This is a genomic window from Nitrospirillum amazonense, from assembly GCF_007828045.1.
Lineage (GTDB): Bacteria > Pseudomonadota > Alphaproteobacteria > Azospirillales > Azospirillaceae > Nitrospirillum > Nitrospirillum amazonense_C.
Map to the genome: position 1 here is coordinate 1 of NZ_VITN01000036.1, position 20,398 is coordinate 20,398.

16 protein-coding genes, 2 pseudogenes and 1 CRISPR repeat array are annotated in these 20,398 nt (G+C 63.7%); of the genes and pseudogenes, 6 read left to right on the plus strand and 12 right to left on the minus strand.

The genetic code is table 11. The features are described from left to right. Positions 1-109: 109 nt before the first annotated feature. Positions 110-1,370, plus strand: a pseudogene (cas1, locus tag FBZ89_RS28865) (CRISPR-associated endonuclease Cas1); the annotation flags it as partial. A 41-nt stretch (positions 1,371-1,411) separates the two neighbouring features. Continuing rightward, the gene (gene cas2 / locus FBZ89_RS28870) at positions 1,412-1,708 is read left to right on the plus strand and encodes a CRISPR-associated endonuclease Cas2 (protein ID WP_145754385.1); all 297 of its coding nucleotides are present in this window, start codon (positions 1,412-1,414) and stop codon (positions 1,706-1,708) included. 473 nt (positions 1,709-2,181) lie between these two features. On the opposite strand, the gene FBZ89_RS28875 is transcribed toward cas2, so the two are convergent. From FBZ89_RS28875 to FBZ89_RS28920, 10 genes are all read right to left on the minus strand, one after another. Next, on the minus strand, positions 2,182-2,946 hold the full coding sequence (locus tag FBZ89_RS28875; protein ID WP_145754386.1) for a DUF6602 domain-containing protein: 765 nt from the start codon (positions 2,944-2,946) through the stop codon (positions 2,182-2,184). A gap of 2 nt (positions 2,947-2,948) precedes the next feature. After that, positions 2,949-4,043: a type III-B CRISPR module RAMP protein Cmr6 gene (cmr6, locus tag FBZ89_RS28880; protein WP_145754388.1), complete on the minus strand. Its 1,095-nt coding sequence runs from the start codon at positions 4,041-4,043 to the stop codon at positions 2,949-2,951. After that, positions 4,040-4,504 (minus strand): type III-B CRISPR module-associated protein Cmr5, encoded by a 465-nt coding sequence (gene cmr5 / locus FBZ89_RS28885; RefSeq protein ID WP_145754389.1) that lies wholly within the window; start codon positions 4,502-4,504, stop codon positions 4,040-4,042. Before cmr5 ends, cmr6 begins: the two co-directional genes overlap by 4 nt. A gap of 3 nt (positions 4,505-4,507) precedes the next feature. Then, on the minus strand, positions 4,508-5,356 hold the full coding sequence (cmr4, locus tag FBZ89_RS28890; RefSeq protein ID WP_145754391.1) for a type III-B CRISPR module RAMP protein Cmr4: 849 nt from the start codon (positions 5,354-5,356) through the stop codon (positions 4,508-4,510). Beyond that, positions 5,344-6,519 (minus strand): type III-B CRISPR module-associated Cmr3 family protein, encoded by a 1,176-nt coding sequence (locus FBZ89_RS28895; RefSeq protein ID WP_145754392.1) that lies wholly within the window; start codon positions 6,517-6,519, stop codon positions 5,344-5,346. The genes cmr4 and FBZ89_RS28895 overlap by 13 nt, the downstream gene beginning before the upstream one ends. Further along, on the minus strand, positions 6,516-8,615 hold the full coding sequence (cas10, locus tag FBZ89_RS28900; RefSeq protein ID WP_186457641.1) for a type III-B CRISPR-associated protein Cas10/Cmr2: 2,100 nt from the start codon (positions 8,613-8,615) through the stop codon (positions 6,516-6,518). Before cas10 ends, FBZ89_RS28895 begins: the two co-directional genes overlap by 4 nt. Positions 8,616-8,623: 8 nt before the next feature. Further along, positions 8,624-9,451 (minus strand): hypothetical protein, encoded by an 828-nt coding sequence (locus tag FBZ89_RS28905; RefSeq protein WP_145754395.1) that lies wholly within the window; start codon positions 9,449-9,451, stop codon positions 8,624-8,626. Continuing rightward, entirely contained in the window at positions 9,417-9,944 is a 528-nt protein-coding gene (gene cmr1, locus FBZ89_RS28910) for a type III-B CRISPR module RAMP protein Cmr1 (RefSeq protein WP_145754396.1), read from the minus strand. Before cmr1 ends, FBZ89_RS28905 begins: the two co-directional genes overlap by 35 nt. Positions 9,945-10,198: 254 nt before the next feature. Then, positions 10,199-10,682: a CRISPR direct-repeat array (repeat unit 36 nt; unit sequence GTTTCAATGAGGCCCCGGCCATTACAGCCGGGGAAA). Positions 10,683-11,021: 339 nt separating this feature from the next. Then, positions 11,022-11,753, minus strand: coding sequence for a hypothetical protein (locus FBZ89_RS28915; protein WP_145754398.1), 732 nt, complete (start codon positions 11,751-11,753; stop codon positions 11,022-11,024). Between the two features lie 51 nt (positions 11,754-11,804). Next, a complete protein-coding gene (locus FBZ89_RS28920) occupies positions 11,805-13,889 on the minus strand; it encodes an AAA family ATPase (RefSeq protein WP_145754400.1) in 2,085 nt (694 codons plus the stop codon). A gap of 395 nt (positions 13,890-14,284) precedes the next feature. On the opposite strand from FBZ89_RS28920, the gene FBZ89_RS28925 reads away from it, so the two are divergent. Beyond that, entirely contained in the window at positions 14,285-14,596 is a 312-nt protein-coding gene (locus tag FBZ89_RS28925) for a helix-turn-helix domain-containing protein (RefSeq protein ID WP_145754401.1), read from the plus strand. Positions 14,597-14,746: 150 nt separating this feature from the next. Here FBZ89_RS28925 and FBZ89_RS28930 read toward each other — a convergent pair whose 3' ends face one another. Beyond that, a complete protein-coding gene (locus FBZ89_RS28930) occupies positions 14,747-15,001 on the minus strand; it encodes a helix-turn-helix domain-containing protein (RefSeq protein WP_145754403.1) in 255 nt (84 codons plus the stop codon). Positions 15,002-15,217: 216 nt separating this feature from the next. On the opposite strand from FBZ89_RS28930, the gene FBZ89_RS28935 reads away from it, so the two are divergent. Together FBZ89_RS28935 and FBZ89_RS28940 are read left to right on the plus strand one after the other, a co-directional pair. Beyond that, positions 15,218-16,099: a hypothetical protein gene (locus tag FBZ89_RS28935; RefSeq protein ID WP_145754404.1), complete on the plus strand. Its 882-nt coding sequence runs from the start codon at positions 15,218-15,220 to the stop codon at positions 16,097-16,099. Positions 16,100-16,166: 67 nt separating this feature from the next. After that, a complete protein-coding gene (locus FBZ89_RS28940) occupies positions 16,167-16,544 on the plus strand; it encodes a hypothetical protein (protein WP_145754406.1) in 378 nt (125 codons plus the stop codon). 1,260 nt (positions 16,545-17,804) lie between these two features. On the opposite strand, the pseudogene FBZ89_RS32105 reads toward FBZ89_RS28940, so the two are convergent. Continuing rightward, a pseudogene (locus FBZ89_RS32105) lies at positions 17,805-18,128 on the minus strand (transposase); the annotation flags it as partial. A gap of 148 nt (positions 18,129-18,276) precedes the next feature. On the opposite strand from FBZ89_RS32105, the gene FBZ89_RS28950 reads away from it, so the two are divergent. After that, positions 18,277-20,397, plus strand: coding sequence for a TonB-dependent siderophore receptor (locus FBZ89_RS28950; protein ID WP_186457642.1), 2,121 nt, complete (start codon positions 18,277-18,279; stop codon positions 20,395-20,397). The last annotated feature ends 1 nt before the right edge of the window (position 20,398 follow it).

Here is a 20,398-nt window from a genome sequence, read left to right on the forward strand (position 1 = left end):
TGTGCCGGCTACGGGCTACGCCCTCCGCCGGCACAGCTGCTGGCGATTCTCATCCTGATCGTCGCGCTGCTCTCATCCTGTTTGTCGCGCGGCAGGCTTGCGCGCCCGCACGCTGGAGGCGGCGAACGGCCTGCGTCTGGCCGCCGCCACGCGCCGTATTCCGCCGCCGCTGGAAAACAGCCGCAAGTGTCCGCGCTGTTCCTTGCTGCCCCTCTGCCTGCCCGATGAGGTGAACCTGCTGCGCACCGGCGCCGTGGCCCGCACGCCGCCGCCGGCCGCGGATGCCGCCCTGCCGCTGTACGTGCAGCACCCCGGCGCCCGCGTGGGCAAGGAGGGCGAGGTGCTGGTCATCAAACGCCCGGCCGAGGACGGTGGCGCCGATGGCGCAATGGTTCCCAATGAGGCGCCACCCACCCCGAGCCGCGCCGGCCGGAAGGCGGCCCCGGTCGCGGAGGTGGAAACCAGGGTTCCCATCGGTGAGGTGTCGGAACTGGTGCTGGCCGGCCCGGTCACCCTGTCCACCCCCGCGCTCCATGCCCTGATGCGGGCGGAGGTGCCGGTGGTGTGGATGAGTTCGGGCTTCTGGTATTTGGGCTCCACCGGCGGGCGCGGGCCCAGCGGTGCCGGGGCGCGGACGGCGCAGTACCGGCTGCGTGAAGACGGCCCCCGCCGACTGGCCTTCGCCCGCGGTTTGGTGGAGGCCAAGTTGCGCAACCAGCGCACCCTGCTGCGCCGCAACTGGCGGGGGGCGGACGCCGACCGGGACGCCGTGCTGGAACGGCTGCGCCAGCCTGGCCGCCGTCCGGGACATGGCCGGCCTGCTGGGGGTGGAGGGTGAGGGCGCGGTGCTTTATTTCCGCGCCTGGTCCCAATTGCTGAACGAGCGGGCGGCGGCGCTACCCGCCTTCGCGTTTGAGCGGCGGTCGCGCCGCCCGCCGGCCGACCCGGTCAACGCCTGCCTGTCGCTGTGCTACGCCCTGTTGACCCGGGTGGCCACCAGTCTGGAGGTGGCGGGGCTGGACCCATGGGCGGGCCTTTACCATGTCGACCGGCCCGGGCGCCCCTCACTGGCCCTGGACATGATGGAACCGTTACGCCCCATCCTGGCCGACAGCACGGTGTTGACGGCATTGAACACGGCGGAACTGCGACCCGGTGATTTCGTCACGCGCGGGCCGGGCTGCAACCTCACGCCTACCGGACGCCGCACCCTGATCCAGGTGTTCGAGCGGCGCTTGGAACAGGAGGCGACGCACCCCGTCTTCGGCTATCAAATCTCCATGCGCCGCATGTTGCATGTCCAGGCGCGGTTGCTGGCCCGGCACCTGCGGGGGGAGGTCGCGGCCTATCCCCACTACGTGCCGCGCTGAAGCCGGGGCCACGGGAGAGGGGCCAGGGAAAGGCGAATATCATGGCGCGGCAGGAACGGCTCTACATCGTCACCTACGACATCGCGGACCCCAAGCGCGGCCGCCGCGTCTTCAGGGTGATGGAGGGCTATGGCCGCTGGCTGCAACTGTCGGTCTTCCAGTGCCGGCTGACGGCCCGCCGCCGCGGGGCCCTGGCCATGCGCCTGGAGCGCGAGATCAAACCCAGCGAGGACCACGTCCTGATCCTGGACATCGGCCCGGCCGAAGACATCGACCCCCGGGTGGAAAGCCTGGGCAAACGCTTCGAGGTCGCCCCGCGCCAGGCCGTGGTGATCTGAGGACGGCCTTCCCTGGCCGTTACAGCCGGGGAAAGCACGCCGGCCGGCAAGGGGACTGAACAGCACTTCATCGAGTTTCAATGAGGCCCCGGCCATTACAGCCGGGGAAAGGCGCCGTGAGCCTGCCGATCTCGACGACGTCCGAGACGATGTTTCAATGAGGCCCCGGCCATTACAGCCGGGGAAAGGTGGGGCGCGTTCTGACTAATCCCCTGGCCGGCATGGTGGCGTTTCAATGAGGCCCCGGCCATTACAGCCGGGGAAAGGCCCCCCTGAGGAGGCCCTTGATTCATAACAGGATTTTCGGACGATTTCGAGCGGGTCCGTCAGAGCCCCGCTTCCGTCCCCGCCTGGGGGGTGATTTCAGATGCACGATGGTCAAGAACCGAAGGCGGATCAAGGCCTTGCCGGGATTCGAGCGGGTCCGGGGTTTTCGCGGGTGTCGGACCGCTCGCGTCAACGGCCGGCAGTCGTCATGGGGTGGTTGCCCCTGGGGTTTCATGCACCCGAACCGGCAGGTGTTGAGCGTAGGCGGTGATATCCAGCATGGGCACGGTTGCCAGGTCTTGTAGCTGGCTGGCCAGCGTAAGCAGGAATTTTGGCACGGCCGCCGGGCTGTGCTCCAACACGAAGGCGTCGTGGGTGGGCAGAGATGCGCGGGTGAAGGTGCCCGCAGCGGCGACACAGCCCAGGTCCAGACACCCCCCTTCTGGATGGGCGGTGAGGGTGTCGCGCAGGGTATCGCCCAGTGCCGGGGAATAGTCCGACCCCAGGCAGAGAAAGCCGCCGATGATACGATGAAGCCCCTTGGCCGGCTTGGTGCCATCGACCGTGGGAACGGGTATGCTGGTACGTTGCAAGCGCCGTACACTGGCGACTTTTTCGACGGCGTAGCCCAGGTGCGTCGCGTTGATCGTCTGCTTGGCCTCGAAAACGGCGTAGACACTTTCGGCCGGCACAAACAGTGCCTCTTTGAAGGTGAACAGGAAGGGGGAGTAATGGCGATCGAAAACCACGACGTCGATCTGGTCGCTGACTTCCCCACCGCTATCCACCACATGGGCCTTGGCCGTCTGGTACCGCCGGGGCAGATAGGCATTCAACAGGTCGATCCACACCTGCTCGCTGGCATCACCCTTGTCGCCTGGATGCTTCAGGGCTCCCCGGGCAATTTCCAGGTCCTTCACGACGGCATCGTGGATGGATTGGAAGAGTGTGGTCAGGGACCAGTTGGTCATAATTAAAACTCCACGTCGCTCGTGGGAACTTCATCTGTTTCGTTGTTATCGAGAAAAACAACGAAACACTTTTCACCATTTAATTGCCTCACTTCGACTTCCCTTCCGTCCACGGTCCCGCGTTTGCGGGATGACGGCATACCGCCGCCCTTACTGCTTCCGCCCGCCGGCCGGGCGCGGAGCGGCAGGGTCACGTCCGGGTCGACCGGCGCTGGCGCGTTTGCCGGGCGGAACCGGCCGTAGCCGCTGGTGGTCTTGGCGCCGGCGCCCAGGTCGCGCAGAGCCTCGGCCAGCCAAGCGGCGCATTTGTCCAGGGCTTGGGCGCTGCCACCCGTGGGCGCCGCGCCGGGACCCGGCAGCAGGATGAACTGGAAGCGGGCGCCGGCCTCCACCGCCAGCAAGGGGATGGGCACGGGGTTGTGCCAATCGGCCGGCGCGTCCTTCAGCTCCTTGGGGCTCCGCCCGTCCGGCGCCACCTCATTCCAAGGGCCGGTGTGGGGGGTGAGGATTTCCGCCGCCAGGGTCACCGGCGCCAGGGGCAGGGCGTCCAGGATGGCGATGGCGCCCACCGCCAGCGTGTCCCCGGCCGCGGGCCCGAACAAGGCCACCAGATCGGCGTCGCCCTCCAACCGGGCCCAGGTGCGCAGCAGGCCCTTGACCCCGCTGCCGGCCAGGAAGGGCACGCCCAGGGTGGGGTGCCAGGCCACGCCGTTTTTCACCGGGTGGCTGCGGCCGGTGCCGGTCAACAGCCGGCTTTCCAGGATGAAATCCAGGCACCGTCCGCCCAGGACCTGGGCCAGGGCGGCGCGGCGGCGGGCCGCTTCCGTCAACAGCGCCGGGTCGCCGGTCTGCACCGTGCCCTTGTCCCGATCCGGTGTGCCATTGGTGCCACGAGGGTGGATGACGCTTTCGACCCATTCCGGCTTGGCGACATCGCTGAAATCAGACGACCAGCAGTCACAGAACTTGTCGTACCACAGGCCGGCATTGCCGGCCCACACCGGCTGAACCAGGCCCGGCTGGCGCTTGGGCTGGAAACAGGCGGCGGCGGTCTGGGTGGTGGCGTCGCCGCGATAAAGGGGCAGGCGACCGCTCATTCCTCGTCACCACCGCCCAACAGGGCGTTGGCGAATTTCTTCAGCCAGCCCAGGTAGAGCAGCGCCTCCGCCTGCGCCCGCAGATATGTTGTCTGGTCACTGGCGTACAGCCGCTCCAGCAACATGGTCGTGCCATTTCCGGCGTCCCGGAAGGGCGCTTGGGGATCGCTGCCGCACAGCCAGTCTTGCACATGGCGGTAAATCTGCTGGTGCGCGTCGGGCGACAGGCCGCCTTGCCCCTTGGCCGTGTCTTTTTTCCCCTGGGCCAGTTCCGTGGCCAGGGCTTGGCCCAGGCCGTTCATGACGATGGCGGCGGGCAGGGACTTGACGTAGCCGGCATACGCTTTCTTTTGCTTATCCGGGACCTCGCTGGTCGATGCATCGCGATAGGCCTTGATGGCGTTCAGGGCGTGCTGGGCGCGGCGCTGGGCCAGGTCGGGCCCGGGGGACGGGGATGTCATGGCTCAACCCTCCCCCACCGCTGCCGCCAGCGGCTGAACCAGGAACCAGCCCTGGCCGACCGTCTCGTTGGCGCCCAGTTGCAGATAGGGCTGCTCGCGAAACAACGCGCCCAGCCCGGCCACCGCCTCATCCCTGCCGGGCACGCGGGACGCCAGCGAAACATGGAACACGGTGTCGGGCGGCAAGGTCTCCTCATACCACAGGTTCTTGGATGTCTTGCGGTCCGGGTCCAGGCTGTTGCGGGCCTGCACGGTCAGCGCATAACGGGCGAACCAGGCGAAATCATCGTCCCCCACTATGGCGATCTGCCCCGCCAGGCGGTTCCGGGCGCCGTCGTCGCCAATCAGCCGGCCTATCGCGGCGACCAAGCCGGCGGGCACGCCGCCGGTGATGGTGAAGCTGCGTTCCTCCAGGAACAAGTCATCACCGGTTTTGCCGGCGGCCAGCACGGGCGGGGCGTCCGGCGCCGGTGGCAGGGTGGGGGCGGCGACACCGGCCGCGTCCAGGCCGGCGCGGCGCAGGTCCCGCGCCAGACGCTCCACCAGATAGGGGCAGGTCAGCCAGCGATAGGCGCCGGTCAGGCTGCGCACCGGCAGCAGCAGCAGGCGGGCGTCGCCCACCATGACGGCGCCGGCGTTGTCTTGCTTGCCGAACCAGTCGTTGACCGTGGCCTCATCCAGGCCCCGGACGCGGACATGGTCACGCAGGCCGCCTTTCACCGAACTGCCGGGAATGACGGGATGGCCGGTGATCTTTTCCCGCTGCACCGGCAGGTCGATGGTGCCGTCGTCCTGGCCGCTGCCGGGGTGGATGGGGGTTTCGGCCAACAGGCCCAGCATCAGCGCCGACATTCCTCGCCTCTTTCCGTCAAACTGTAGGTGCCCAGGGCATAGCGCCCGTAACCGTGGGCCGCGTCATCAATGTCGCCCAGTGTTTCGGCGCCCAGGGTTTCCGGCAGTGTCTCCGGACGCCGCAGCCGCAGGAACCAGCAACTTCCCGCCGGAACGAAGGGCTGTAGGGCCTGGGGGCCGCGCGTCGCGCCACCGCGCCCGTCCCAACCGCCGATGGGCAGGGGATCTCCCAAGCAAGCAGACAGGATGTCACCCTCGTGTTGGGGCAGGGGACCCGGCTTCAACCAATGCTCCGGCGGCCGGGTGGGGGACAGTGCCGTCAAGCAGACCAGGGCGCCATCGCCATCGCGGTTGAATGCGGCGGTTGGCGGGATTGGGGCGGGGGGCTTCGCCAGCGCTTCCACATGGGCATGGCGATGCTCACCCCCCAGGGGAACCCGATCCGCCGCCGTCCAGTCGGCGGGCAGGCCGGATACGGCCATGCCCAGGGCCGTATCCCGCGCCAGGCGCACATGGGCGGCGGCGTAAAGGTTGCCGCGCACGGCGGTGCGCGTTCCTTCCGCCAAGGCCAATCCCACCCGCGCCTCCTTCACCCACAGGTCATCGCGGTGGATGGCTTGCCTTTCCAAGCCGCCCAAATCCCCGCCGTCGAGCACTTGGCGCAGCCCCTCCCCGGTCAGCCACCAATCGGTGGCGGGCCTGACCTCCTTGCCGGTCCAGCCCGGGGGAGGCAAGGCGGGATGCAAGGCGCCCAAATCCGTCGCCACGGCGATGCGTGCGGGGCGCAGCACCGCGAACTTCCACGCCCCCTTCCCGTCGCCAGAGCGGTGTCGGACCAGAAGGTGGCGTGGCGCCGGGTACAGGGGCCTCCACCCGCCCTCCATCCACCGCATCAGCAGCGGCGGGCCGAAGCGCAGGTGGCCGCCGGTCATGCCCGGACCATCGCCCAGCACCCGCGTCAGCGGCGCGTCCCAACCGCTGCGCCCATCCCACCCACGGCCCAGGGCCAAGGCGGCCCGGAGGGCCCCGGTCAGGGTGGATGGATGCGGCGGGAACAGGCTGGTGGCCGACGCCAGCCCGTCGTCCGCTTGCTCGAACGGGCGGCCATCGCGGAAGAACAGGGTGTCCTGTGGGTGCAGCAGATAAAAGCGGGTGTCGCTCATGGCGTCGGCCCTTCCCGATCCGATGCTCCGTACCAGCCGCCATTATCGGCCAGGAATTTGGCGATCAGGGCGGGCGCCAGGGTGAACCCGCCTTTCGCAGGGTGGCAGAGGGCCGTCAGTTGCCGCATCTCCGCCTCCGCCGCGGCTCGGTCATCCGTGCCCCGGCCGCGCAGCCGCTCCGCCAACAACAGGCTGGCCAGGTCCTCCGCGCTCAGGCCGGCGTCGGAACCATCGCGGAACAGGTCGGCCAGCCGTTGCCCCAGATTATGGATGAGGGAGGAGGAGCGTTCGTCATCCTGGGCGAAGTCGACGGTCAGGCGCCTCAGAGCCATGACGGCGTTGCCGGGTTTGTTCCATTTCGTCACCCAGCGCGCGACCTCGCCCGAGGACTTCAGCACCGCCATGGCCAGGCTGTCGCGGTCGTTGGCGACCTTGGCGTCCTGGTCCAGCAACTCCTTGGACAGGTCCAGCACCTGGCCCAGGGGGGTGGTGTAGTGGGCGAAGACCACGCCGCCAGACAGGGTGGGGCCAGGGCAGTCCGCCGCGACAGTCGCCGCCAGGAAGGCCAGGCGCAATTCCTCCGCGACGCCCAGGGCGGTGTGCAGGGGCAGCAACGCCAGCACGTCATCACCGCCCAGATAGAGGGGCAGGCCGAAGCCTTGGTTCAGAATGCCCTGCGCCCCTTGCGTGAACAGGGCCAGGGCCCGGCTGACCTCATCTTTCTTCCCTTGGGCCAGGAGTTTGCCGATGTTATCGCCGTCCATGCGCAGCAGGGCGTAGTGGGGCGAGGCCTTCAGCATCTTGCGCTGGCGCCGGCCGCCTTCCGGCGCCGTGGCCGTCTGCAGCGCGCGCAGTGCCGCCTGCAGATCCGTCACCGCGACCGCCTGCGGACCGGAAAGGTCTTCGTAGCCCCCGCTGTCGCCTTGGCCTTTGCGCCGGTTTCCCCGCAACTCCTCCTGCCGGCGGGCGATGCCCTCCTCAAAGAACAGGGTGCCGTCCAGGGCGAAGAATTTGGGCACCTTTCCGGGCCAGGTGGTGTGCAGGCGGTTCAACTTCCCCGCATTGGTAAGCAGCGGGTCGATGGCCAGCGCGTCGAAGTCGCTGTCGCCGCTATCCAGATCGGTCACGTCCGCCCGTCGCGCGATGGCCACCACCTCGCGTTGGAACGCGTCGGCGGCGGTCAGGCCATCCTGCCCCTGGTTTCCGGAATGTTCGATGGTTTTCAGCAACCAGGGAAGGGCGGCCATGAAGGCGGTTGAGGGGTATTTACGCAGCCGCCTGGCCGTCGTGTGGCCATTCTCCCACCCCTGCTGAACGGGTAGCCAACCGATTTTGCACTGCAAGACGCCTAGCGGCAGCAGCGGGAACAGCCGCTTCACCAGGGCGATGGCGCACAGGCGCTCGCTACGCCCCAGCTCCAGCGAACCGTGGGGCTGTTCCTTCTTATAAATTTCGGCAGAGACGCGGCCGCGCACGGCGTTCCAGAACGCGTCCTGCGCCTTGGCGCCCCCGCGCGCCCGCACATGGCCCGACAGTTCCTGATAGTCGCCCATCATGCCGCAATGGTCTCCGCCCTCCGCCAGGGGAAGATGGTCGGCGAAGCGCCAGTGCCCACGACCGCTGGCGGCATCGGCGTCACCGATGGTCCAGGTCACCCGCCAGAAGCCCTCGATCTGACGGTCCCAGATCTCGCGGGTGCCGTTGCCACCCTCGACACCCTTTAGGAAGGTGTCCCAAACAGCCTTGGCCAAACCCTCCCAAGCATCTTTGACGGCCTCGACGGCGGCTTTCCCCAGCTCTTCCCCATCCAGACCATCCACGTCCACCGTGAACTGGTTCGGCAATGTGGCGACCGCTGGGCCCGGCTGCGGCCCTCCATCGCTCCGCGATGACCTCAGCGCCGCCCACATGACGTCCCCGTCCAAGGCGGGGAAGGTGATGCGCCCGCCCTGCTCGGCCACGGCCGCCATGGCCTTGCCGGTCAGCCAGGACAGCAGGAAGGACCCCGCCCACAGGTCTCGGGTGCGGCGGGCCTGGCGTATGAACCCCTGAACCGGCCCCAGCTTCACCCGCAGCAGCACATCTTGATCAGGCAACGCCCCGCTCATGGATACACCGGCCGCTTGTTGGGGAAGTAGGGGGCGCGACCTTTGCCATCAGGCTGGGGATAGCCGTCGAGCAAGGTGTTCAGCACCTTCCAGTCGACCGTGTACGGGCGGGTCGCATTCCGCTGGTTTATTTTCACTGTCACCAGTGTTTCGCCGTTTTGTTCCCCCGGCAGGAAGCGCGCCGGCAGCAATAGGGCGACACCGATGAACCAATCGGCCGCCAGGGGATGCACATGCAGGAGCAAGGGGCTGGCGCGCCGGTCCATGCCAGGCTGGCTGGGCGCCACCCCGAACCCGTCGCCATAGTTATGAGGGAGGCCAAATATGCTGCGGCGAGGCACGAAGTCCGGTGTCCTGAATCTGGGATCGGAATTTTTCCTGAACCAATCGTGGTCGTCTTGGAAGTTCTTCTCGCTGGGCTGGTCGTTGACCAGCGGGCCGCTATCACTGTGTTTTTTGGTGTGCCCCCAGGAGCGGTAGCGCTGCATCGCCTTGCCCATGGTGTCGAGGACTGACAGGGCATTCCCGTCGTCCGGCACCACCACCTCGACGCGGCTGTCCCGACCAACGGCGGTGTAGGGGGGCAGGGGGTCGTGGGCGTGTTTCGGCAGCTGTTTCTTGACGGCGACGATGTAGTCCTCGACCGTGGTGGGGCGCGTGAATGTCTCGGACCCACTGCCTTCAAGGGCATGCAGGGCGATGCTGCCCCAGCCCCGCCGGGCCCGGCTGCCCAGTCCCCCGACCAAGCCGAACAAGCACAGCGCGCGTTCGAACAGGGCGATGGCGCTGTCATAGTCCGCCTGGGTATAGCCGCTTTTTTTCAAGGTCCCCGGGAACCGTCAGGCGGAACCGCGCCTGAAAACCCTGTCCCGCCGCAATACAGGGGCGGCTCAATTTTCCTTCCGTGGCGCCAAAAGCGCCGATCAAGCCATACCCCAGATAGCGCGCGCTAGGACCGACGGTGGTTTTGCCTTTGTGGCCGGCTAGAAGCACCTCGCCCCCCCGCACCCCTTTCAGCTCGGTTTTGCGCGGGTCCACCACAATGGATAGCGCGGCCTGACGGCTGTCCCGGCGGCTGCCGGCGTGACCAAACAGCAGTGTTTCCAACCGTCGCACGCGCCCCAGCCGGGCCAGGCGCGCCCCATCGTTCACCGGCGCCGTGCCGTCGACCTCGGCCCATGCCAACGCCCGCCACCAAAAACGCAAGGCGCCGCGCAGGCTGGTGGCGCGGATCTCCGCCTTGTCCTGGCGCGCCCCGGACAGGAACAGCGAGGTGACGATGGCGAAGGTCGCAGTTAGAACGCGGGTGTCAGGCATGCCGATCTTCTAAAGGTAAGGTCGCGTCGGGCGTGGCCAAGGCAACCTTAAGGGCGCGGATCGGCATTTTCCACCCGCAAATTACCCGTCTCGATCTCGGTTGTGGGCGGGCCGCTTATGCACGCGCTGGGCCTGGTGCCACGAAGAGCCCGCTCCGTTCGCCAAAACTTCCGGCGCTGGTCGCCTTTCCCCGGCCATTACAGCCGGGGAAAGGTGATCCTGCCGCCCACGGACATCAGCACCATCTATGAGCTGTTTCAATGAGGCCCCGGCCATTACAGCCGGGGAAAACCCGCACGTCGATAGCCCCACCACACGCGCTTATTTCGTTTCAATGAGGCCCCGGCCATTACAGCCGGGGAAATGGATGCGCCGGCTGGTATCCAGATGGACGCCATGCAGTTTCAATGAGGCCCCGGCCATTACAGCCGGGGAAAGACGCCGGCTACCAGGTGATCGGCCAGCTCGAGCACACGTTTCAATGAGGCCCCGGCCATTACAGCTGGGGAAAGATGGAGATCTGCACGATCTGGTGCATGGGGATCTTCGTTTCAATGAGGCCTTGGCCATTACAGCCGGGAAAACCGCTTGGGATCGGCGCGGCAGATGATGACTGGGTGACGTTTCAATGAGGCCCCGGCCATTACAGCCGGGGAAAGCGGTTCATGGCTGGAAAGCCCGCGCTACAGGCGATATTTGCTGGTTTCAATGAGGCCCCGGCCATTACAGCCGGGGAAAGGCCCCCCGAGGAGGCCCTTGATTCATAACAGGAATTTCGGCTGATTTCGAGCGGGTCTGACTCAACCCCGTTTTCACCCACCGCCCAAGGGTGACTTCAGATGCACGATGGTCAAGAACCGAAGGCGGATCAAGGCTTTGCCGGGATTCGAGCGGGTCCCGGGTTTTCGCGGGTGTCGGACCGCTCGCGCCCCCACTCGGCAGTTCACCGCTTCCCCGTGAGGATCGTACCACGTTGTAGATAACTGCCCCAGAGCTACCTTGATGAAGCCCATTTTGGTATGGGGGCGGCAAATTTATATCCTCGTAATAGGCGTTCCCAATTCTCACAATACAATTTTATAATGTACCTATGTTCCCTCCAAGGGCCAGGAAATCGTCCTTAAATTCTTCCTGATATAGTAGTTCACTCAATCTCTGTGCGAATTCGGCATAGGTTGCGGTGATAACGGCCTGAAGATTTACATCATAGCGCCTTTCCAGATCTTCAACGGTAACCAGCAGGTCGCCGGGAACCGCGCTGGCGCCATGGATCGAGCATACGGCCGCCATTACCGTATCGACCTCCGTGCCGAAGGCTTGCGCTGCATAGCTTCTGCCGACTAGGCGCAGGCAGCGTAGGTCCCGGATCGTTTGCCTGGTCTTTCCGGCATCCGTTCGCGCCAAGCCCCGCTTGATCTCTATGAAGTCGATGGCTCTGCGATTTGTGTCGAGTAGGACCAGATCGGGTGTGATTTTGCGACCGACATCCGGCTCGTAATGGAAATGGGAGGAGCGAAGTGCTTCCTGGCTGGCGCCGCTGCCGATGATCTGGTCAACCACCGGGGGAATGTGCACCCCCGGGTTACGGACAACCGTCAGATGGGGATTCTCGTTCAGCGCCGCGCCGATGGCCGCTTCCAGAATCCGCCCGTCGGCCCGAACCGCGGAAGTCAAAATCCCGTATCGCTGGCGATATTGGCTTGGGACAATTGGATCAGGCTGCACTTCCAATTGCTGCAGTCGCGCCATGGTCTGATTGATAAGCTTGGATACCGTCGATGGGATCAACGGCGATAATTCCGTGTGCATGAGTCACCTCAGGGTGGCAACGGCTGCGTTTCAGGATCGAGGAGGGCGGTTTTAATGCCTTGCCTGTCGGTCGGCTTCGAGTGAAGGCATGTTCGCGGCGGCTACGACCTCTGCCGCCGAAATCGTCTCCCTCGTCAATAGAAGTTGGGCGACGGCGGAAACCGCGTGCTGCCGGTTACGGAGGAGTGTGCGCACCTCTGCGTACTGAGTCTCCAGCAGCATCTCGACCTTCGAGGCGAGTTTGGGGAAGGCAGTCAGAAATTGCGGCAGCGTGCGCGCCGTCACCTGACCCAGCCAAGTCAACTGTCCGCCGAGCCCGTCACTGCCGTGCATTTGCGCGGCCAGCAGAGTGGCGGCTGCCAGGTCACAGTCAGCGTTACCGCCGGCGCCGGCGGATGGCTCCCCAAGAAGGAGCTCCTCCGCGGCACGGCCAGCCAAATGTACCTGCATCAGAGCCAAAATATCGTTGGCACGCCAGGTCCAGTTAGCCAGGCGGTAGCTCACTTGCCCCAGCGTTGTGGGAGTATTCCGGATTGTCGCGGAAACCAGGGTTCCTGGTCGCAAAATCGTTGCGGCGACTGCGTGGCCGGCCTCGTGGATGGCTGTCCGTTGACGAAGCTCCAACGGCTGAGGGTTGGCTGGTCGAATCCCAACCTCCAAATCCTCCCGCTTCATCGGCCTGCCCGCCTGGCGCGCTCTGCGCTTGGCCCCGCGGACGATTTGCGCGCAGTCGGCGCCGTTGGCTCCCTCGATCAGCGCCGCGAATTGGGCCAGGTCCACGCCCCGCAAATTATCTTGGCCCAGGTGAAAGCGGAGGATACCAGCCAACGCCGCCCTATCGGGCAAGGGAATATGGATCACGCGCTCGAAACGGCCGGCGCGGATGAGTGCAGGATCGAGCAATTCAGCAAAATTGCAGGCGCCAACCACAACGACGCCAGCTCGCCCTTGGGTGCCGTCCAGGTGTTCGAGAAAGGCGTTCATGATTTGGTGGTGGTAGGTGCGGTTGCTGGATTCCTCCAGGTGCCTGCTTGAGAAGCTGTCCAACTCGTCCACGGCCAAAATGCACGGTGCTGCCTGCCTGGCTTCCATGAAGGTGGCGGCCATCGCCCTCAGCATGTTCCCCTGATGCCCAGCGGCCTGCCAGGCGGCATGCGAAGCGGTGATCAAGGGGACCTCGCATGTTGCCGCGAGGGCACGGAGGAATTGGGTTTTCCCGACGCCTGGAGGCCCGGCGATGACACAACCCGTGTCTACGTCGGCCCAAGGCAGCTTTCCGGCCCGGAAGGCGGCCAAGTCATGGCGGAGGACTTCTCCCCACGTCACCGCCTCATTCATCCCATGCAGGTCCGCCAACCGCGGTCCAGGGCGCGAAATCCGGCCTCGCGCCTTGGCCATGCGTTCCAGGCGCCCTAACCATTCCTCCGGTGACAGCGCGGGGCGGGCCGCCAGCTTTAGATCCAAAGCCGTCAGAACCTTGCACACGTCGTCGGGCAGGAACCGGACCGAGGGTTCGCGCGCATAAAGCAAAATGGAATTCGCCAACGTCATGCCCGTCAGCGGCGGTAAGGTGAGCCGGTAATCGGCCGCCGCGAAGAAGCGCGGCGGCAAGTCGGTCTCGCTCGCCGCGCTGATGACTACACTGCGTCCTTGGGAGATGTGGTCAGCCGCGGACTCTTCGATAGCATCGAGACTGAGGCCGGGCGCTGTCCCATCCCGCATAGTGACAATCCATGCGTCGATGGTGCGGTCCTTCGCTTTGTCGAGGTCAGCCCAGTCCGGGGCCTCGTTGAGGTAGCCACCGATGTTCGGGGCCAGGTCACCCTCATCGTCCGCAAACGCCATATCGATAAGGGGCGCATCGTCCGATGGGCTGGGAATTATGGACGGGTCGCCCCAGGCGACAGCCGCCATCGCGGCGTTGATCACGTGCTGCACCGCGGCCAGCCAACTGGGGTCCTGCACCAGAATGGTCAGCGTGACGCCGCCCCTTCGAATGGCAGCCGCAAGGCCGCGCGACGTTTCGAATGCCTCCTGCAGCAGAACGCGGGCGGCCACCTCGTCAAAGCTGAGGTGTGGTTCAGGCACCTTGGGCGTGAACTTTTCATGCAGGCGTTTCATTCCTTTAGCAGGCATGACTTCTCCTTTGCGGCGCTGCGGGCGCGCGCCGGCGACTGAAAGTGGGGGAAGGGGGGATAATGACTCTGGCTGACCAAGCGGCCACAATGGGCAGCTACATGGAGGCGTAGGGCGTGTGATCAGCAGGTATTATGAAAAGACGGGCCTTTCCAAGAGAGCGTCCGTCACGAGCGCACTGAATGCGTCTTCGTCTTCAGCATGAGTGCCACGGATGGCGGAGATTCTGGATGGTCGGGGGGAAAGGCATGAGGATGTCGACTAAACCATTGCAGGCCTCTCATTCAATAAGACATGTCTTTTAATAAGACAGGTCTAATGCGTGGTCAAGCCCCCTTCTTGCTTGCCGCTGGAATTTCGGTAAGGTGCGCGTCGCGAGGTACGGGGGAATTTGGATGGCGCGACCGAAAAAGGATGGGATTGCCGAGGCTTCTCAGTTGCTCAAAGAGGCTTTGGCCGATGATCGGCTCCCCGAGGAGGCTCGGGCGCGAATTTCCCTGGCCCATGAAATATTGGCCGCCAAGGTCGCCGGTGCCATGTCCAGAGATGAGTTCATAGCCCTCAGGAAAAGCCTGGGGCGAACCCAGGAAGACCTCGCCCATGATTTGGGTAAGCGCGTGCGCCAGATCGCGCGTTACGAGAGCGGGGAGGTGCCAATACCGGCACCGGTCGCGCAAGTTCTGAGAGAACTCGCCGAAAAACGATAGCGGCGCGTTGCCAGCCTAACCCGACGAAGGGCGGTCGCCTGAAGATTTTGTAAGCGGCGGCCGTAAGCTGATTCCGGTGAGGCGGCGTCTCCGTACTGCTCACCATGGGTCTTGGTTCCCCGGCAAGGGAATTTAGTATTTGGGTGAGCGTTACTTCGGCGAAGCTGTCGTACGAACGATCAGATCCGCCAACACCGCGCGGGGGTCGGCGCCCAGCGCCTGAGCGACGTCCAAAAATTCAACGACATCAAGTCGGCGTTCGCCGCCCTCGTATTTAGCTACGAACGACTGAGGGCGTCCAAGCCGCGTGGCCACATCGGTTTGGGTCAAGCCTCGCGATTTCCGCAGTTCTATCAAGAGGTTCTGCAGGTGCTGCTGCCGAGGGGATCTTAGGGTTTTGAACATGGAAGCCGGCAGGTTATGACGCCGGTCCTCGGATAATCCTGATTGCGGATTATCCCATAATCGGATAACCTGCCGTTAAAGATGTAGCGCGGACCCTTGACCCGCGAACCACTCTCATCCAGCTCTTTTCTTAGATGGAGGGCGGCAATTTGGCCGTGTCCAGATGTCATGCATGATCTTGACCAGATTCGTTCGATTATCGATAGGCGCCGGTTCATGACGGCGTCTGCGGCCGCCGCCGGATTGACGGTGGTTGCCGCAGCGGCGCCAGTTATGGCGAATGGGACGATAAACCCCGAGAAGCCCAAGAACAGCGCAGAGTTGCTGGCGCTGTTGGATGATACGGCTTGGGTGCCAGTCGGTCCTCAAAACGCGAGGCACGTTTATGTACTGGGCGCACCCTGGTGCCCCCACTGTAAGAATCTTTATTTCGAGGCAAAGAAGGTCGAGCAGCTTATTCAGTTTAGGTGGGTGCCGGGATTTACCAACAGCATGTGGGCGCAACAGGTCAATCAACTGACAGCGGGAACGCGTGACGCCCGTATATTGGAACAGGTTTATAGCAAGCAGCGGTTGGCTGATGAGATTCCGCAAGGAGCGGACTGGGCCCTCAAGTGGAATGAAGACATCATCAACATCGTCGAGCTGGGAAAACCTGAGGCAGGTGTGACGCCTGTTATCTACATTCCGCTTGGTGCCGAGTTCCGCCGGATCGCGGGTGAGCAGAGTGCGGCTGATTTCATGAATCTCGCCCCAAACATTGCTCCGAGGCCGGCGTCGATGGTCATCACTCCTCGAGCGAGCATGGTCGCCGGATTGGTATCAAAGAGTTGGGTAGTTGATCGGAGCCTGAGCCTGACCCCTGTGTCCGATACGACGCCCGTTCCCATGAGGGTCGCTCCCCTTGCCGATGCACCGATATTTTTCAATCTGCCGGCTGACAAGGCGCTGAATGTCAAGGCGGCGTTAATCACCCTAAACGGCGAGAGATGGGTCTATCTGCCCTTATTGGGGGACGGTTTCAGTGAGCGTGGCGGCTGGTGCCCCGCTGATCAGTTATGCGTGAACGATGGTAACAAAACCCGCGTCACGTTCTGAGCGCCTTTGCGGGTGGTAAGCGATATATTAAGGAACTGAGATGAAAAGAATTTCAGGACGCCTCTCCATGCTTGGTGAGCACTTTTCCACAACCTATCAATGCAACTATACCCTCATAAAAATAGGAGAAAACATCCTTCAGAAGCCCATAGTTCCGTTGAGTATTAACAATTTTCTCGATGTCCATGATGGTGGAGACACTAATATTTATTACATAAAGCTATTTTTCACCAACCCGATTTTTGTTGGTATTGAAACGCCATATGGAGATAAATATTGCACAAAAAGAAACATCCTCATGTCATTATTTTTGCTGCTCGGAAGCATTTTCCTGGTCCCATTCTTGGGATTTGGGCTTCTGTTTTTACCATCTGCCTTCAGTTCTCTGGCTATAGATTGCGCGGCGGCAGAGCTGCGGGGAAAGGGCTTCCAGCCCATTAAGTGAAGGCTCGTCAGCTGGGGTGCGTATTCGCGGGGAAGGGCCGCCCTCACTCATCGCCGACGCCGCTCGCGATGCTGAGACCGCAGATGCATAGGTTGAACGAAGGGTGGAGCTCCGTTGCGGGGCCAGTACGCCAACCGTTCCCTAAAATATGGGCGGGGGTGGGAATGGCGGCGCAACCTTGGGTTTTTCGACCTTGATGACCGGTACCGGTGTCTGTCGGAGTCTGGGGACTCGCTCCTGAAGTTGTCGGCGCTGATTGATTTCGAGGTTTTCCGGCCTCGGTTGGAGACGGCGTTGCGGCCAGATGGCCATCATGTTCGGTGAGCGGTTCTCAAAGGCGATGAAAGCCTGAAGCGGAAAGTCAGTTTGGGGTAGGGTCCCGATCGGCGCCAATCAGAACCGTACCTCCCGTCGCAGTCTTTAACTGTTTCAGTACGTTGCCCACCTTTGCCCAGGGGCTCATTCTGGCGCCGGTTCACAGCCCAGACCGAGCAAGACTGGATGCTCGGACGTGGATAGGTCTTTCGGCGTCAGGGGGCGGCTGAGAGGCGGTCAGGAGGAGATGGTCAAAATGCGGGATATCGGCAGTCGATTGCGCGATGAGATGCCCACAAACATCCACCGCTCGCCAAGCAATCGAGATCATTTGAGTATACGGCTATTCCGCGCGAATAACGTCGAGTCTGACGTCTTTAACCTTTGCTCTCGGCGACTTTGCCCAGATTCCCCCCCAACAGGCCGATGCCCAATATGCCAGTGAAGTGAGGGCGGCGTTTCTTCTTGAAGCCGGAAGCGAAGCAAGCGCGGCGATGAGCATCCACTCTCCAAGTCACGCGGTTGTCGAAATCCAGACGAGGTTATAATCTCAACACATGACCGATAAGGGGCGCAGGGCTCTCATCACAAATTCCATCAAGGCACAAATTATCGACTGGTGCTTTCTCGATTCGATACGTTTCAATCTACGGATTAAGGGGCCACCCGAACTCTGAACTCGACGGCGACCAACGAGGTCACGTCCCGCCGAGTTCTCTAATCAGAACTGTCAATGCCCATGTGGGGTGATTGCCCATGGGGAGACATCGCCGCCGGGCTCACGGTTCTCTTCGTGGTCGCTGAGCACCACACCAGCCTTGGATGGCTGGAGCGGGTCAACGTGGTCTCCGCCATTCCTTTGCAGACGGTAGGCGCGGGAACGACCTTGCTCTGGCCTTCGTCCCGGCGGGGACGAACCCTTGTGGCTGACCTGTTCCGGGGCGGTCAGGCGACCGCGTCTGGTTCTGGCATCCACCGGAACTCCGATCCATCGCACCACATGCTGTGCAGAATGACGGCCAGTTTGCGGGCGACGGCGACTTTGGCCTTTTTGAAGCCCGAACGCTTGGCGATGCGCAGCCCCCAGGTCTGAAGTGCGGAGGGCTTCTTGATCCGGGTGAGGAGCACGTTGGGCCGCTTCATAGAGATGGGGCCAGACCTCCTGGTCCCCGCATTTCGAGAGGAGAGATCGATCTCCCCTGACGTGTAGCGCCGCGGGGTCAGGCCCAAATAGGCCCCGACGCTGCTGGATCGGGCGAAGCGGGCGGGCCATACGTTCACACACATGCTCAAGCCACGCCCACGTAACCGTGGGCGTGGCTTGGCCTTGTCTGGGCGATCCGCCGCTGTTATGAGAATAACTCTCGTTATCGATATTAAATTCTCTGGTTCAGAATAGGCGAAAACAATGGGGCAGATGGGAAATCGGACGCTGCTAGGCGGTATCCGCCTGGTCGCATTGACCTGTGGGGTGGGGGCTGGAACCGGGGCCTGGGCCGCTGAGGCGGAGAGGGCCGGCGACGACAACACCATCGTCATCACCGGGCAGCGCATCGGGGATATGACGGCGGCCAAGACCGATACGCCGCTGCTGGTCACGCCGCAGGCCATTTCCGTCATCGAACGCCAGCAGATCGATATCCAAAACGTCCAAACCGTGACGCAGGCATTGCGCTATATCCCCGGCGTCCTGAGTGAGTTGGGCGGGTCCGACAACCGCATCGAGACCAACCAGTTCCTGATCCGCGGTTTCGCCGCCAATGAGTATCTGGATGGCTTGAGGTTGCAGGCGGGCACCTGGGCCACGCCGCAGTTCGATCCCTATGCCCTGGACCGCATCGATGCCCTGAAGGGCCCCGCTTCCGTCCTGTATGGGCAGGCGTCGCCGGGCGGCTTGGTGGCGCTGACCAGCCGCCGGCCGTCCGTGACCACCGGAGGCGAGGTCCTCTTCCAGACCGGCAGCTATGGCCGTGTGCAAGGGGCGGGCGATGTGACGGGGGCGCTAACGGACGACGGTGCCCTTTCCTATCGCCTGACCGGCCTGGTGCGCGACACCGAAACCCAGGTGGACCACACCAAGTATCGGAAGTGGTTTATCGCGCCGGCGCTCACTTGGCAGCCGGACGTCGACACCACCCTGACCTTGCTGACCAACTATCAGGAAGAGCCCGCCGCCGGCTTCTATAACCAGATTCCCAGCCGGGGCACCGCGCAACCCAACCGCTACGGCAGTATCCCCACTTCCTTTTATGGCGGGGAGCCGGACTTTGACCATATGAACCGCACGCAAAAGTCCGCTGGTTACGCGCTCACCCGCCATCTGGGGGACACCTGGACCGTGCGTCAGAACCTGCGTTATATGCACATCGATACCGATTACCGGGCTGTGACGTTCGAAGCGTTGAACGCTGATGACCGCACCCTGGTCCGGTCGCCTTACGTGACCAACGAGGCGCTGGACACCTTCGCCGTCGACACCCAGGTGCAAGGCAATCTGACCACCGGTGCCTTGAAGCACACGCTGCTGGTCGGCGTCGACTATCAGAATTCCCGCTGGGACCATGTCGCGGCGTACAGCTATGGCGCCGCGCCCATGCTGGACTGGCTGAACCCTGTCTATGGCAAGCCGGTGCCGGCACCCACCGTCATCCAGAACGGCCTGCAGAGCCAAAACCAGACGGGCGTTTACGCCCAGGACCAGATCGCGCTGGGCGGCCTCAACATCGTCCTGGGCGGACGCGAGGACTGGTTTGACAGCGACGCGCGGAACCGCCTGGCCAACAACAGCACCAGCACCCTGTCCGATCGCACCTTCACCGGACGGGCAGGCTTGGTCTATCTGTTCGACAATGGCGTCGCCCCCTACGTCAACTATGCCACTTCTTTCCAGCCCTCGACCGGCGTCACCTTCGACGGCGGGCAATTCCAACCCACGGAAGGAGAGCAGTTCGAGGCGGGCGTGAAGTACCAGCCGCTCAACTTCCCCGGCTTCGTCACCGCGGCCATCTATCAGCTGACCCAGACCAACGTGACCACGGCCGATCCGGTGCATACCGGCTTCAGCAGCCAGGCCGGCGAGATCCAGGCCAAGGGTGTGGAGGTGGACGGCCACCTGACACCCATCGCCGGGCTGAACCTGCAAGCTTCCTACGCCTATATCGATGACGAGATCACCCAGTACACGGGCGCCCTACGGGGCAAAACCCTACCCGGCATCGCCAAGCATACGGCCACCTTATGGGCGGACTATGCGCCGGCGGACGGTGCGCTGGCCGGCCTGACCATGGGCGGCGGCGTTCGTTATGTCGGGCCTTCCTTCGGCAACTACGCCAACGCCTATCAGGTCGATGGCGTCACGCTGGTGGACGCCGTGCTGGGATATGACTTTGCCCATCTGTCGTCCGGCTTGGCCGGCTGGTCCGTGCAGTTGAACGCCAGCAACCTGTTCGACCGCACCTATGTCGCCAGCTGCGGCAACCTGGGCTGCTACTACGGTATCCGGCGCACCTTTATTTCCAACCTGCGATACGCCTGGTGAG

What these genes read in the sequence shown, in the direction of transcription:
- FBZ89_RS28940 (WP_145754406.1), top strand. Translation starts at nt 16,167, where the DNA reads ATGCTTGGTGAGCACTTTTCCACAACCTATCAATGCAACTATACCCTC.
- FBZ89_RS28875 (WP_145754386.1), bottom strand. Translation starts at nt 2,946, where the DNA reads ATGACCAACTGGTCCCTGACCACACTCTTCCAATCCATCCACGATGCC.
- cmr1 (WP_145754396.1), bottom strand. Translation starts at nt 9,944, where the DNA reads ATGCCTGACACCCGCGTTCTAACTGCGACCTTCGCCATCGTCACCTCG.
- FBZ89_RS28935 (WP_145754404.1), top strand. Translation starts at nt 15,218, where the DNA reads ATGACGGCGTCTGCGGCCGCCGCCGGATTGACGGTGGTTGCCGCAGCG.
- FBZ89_RS28895 (WP_145754392.1), bottom strand. Translation starts at nt 6,519, where the DNA reads ATGAGCGACACCCGCTTTTATCTGCTGCACCCACAGGACACCCTGTTC.
- cas2 (WP_145754385.1), top strand. Translation starts at nt 1,412, where the DNA reads ATGGCGCGGCAGGAACGGCTCTACATCGTCACCTACGACATCGCGGAC.
- FBZ89_RS28930 (WP_145754403.1), bottom strand. Translation starts at nt 15,001, where the DNA reads ATGTTCAAAACCCTAAGATCCCCTCGGCAGCAGCACCTGCAGAACCTC.
- cmr6 (WP_145754388.1), bottom strand. Translation starts at nt 4,043, where the DNA reads ATGAGCGGTCGCCTGCCCCTTTATCGCGGCGACGCCACCACCCAGACC.
- FBZ89_RS28925 (WP_145754401.1), top strand. Translation starts at nt 14,285, where the DNA reads ATGGCGCGACCGAAAAAGGATGGGATTGCCGAGGCTTCTCAGTTGCTC.
- FBZ89_RS28915 (WP_145754398.1), bottom strand. Translation starts at nt 11,753, where the DNA reads ATGCACACGGAATTATCGCCGTTGATCCCATCGACGGTATCCAAGCTT.
- cmr4 (WP_145754391.1), bottom strand. Translation starts at nt 5,356, where the DNA reads ATGTCGGCGCTGATGCTGGGCCTGTTGGCCGAAACCCCCATCCACCCC.
- FBZ89_RS28920 (WP_145754400.1), bottom strand. Translation starts at nt 13,889, where the DNA reads ATGCCTGCTAAAGGAATGAAACGCCTGCATGAAAAGTTCACGCCCAAG.
- FBZ89_RS28950 (WP_186457642.1), top strand. Translation starts at nt 18,277, where the DNA reads ATGGGAAATCGGACGCTGCTAGGCGGTATCCGCCTGGTCGCATTGACC.
- cmr5 (WP_145754389.1), bottom strand. Translation starts at nt 4,504, where the DNA reads ATGACATCCCCGTCCCCCGGGCCCGACCTGGCCCAGCGCCGCGCCCAG.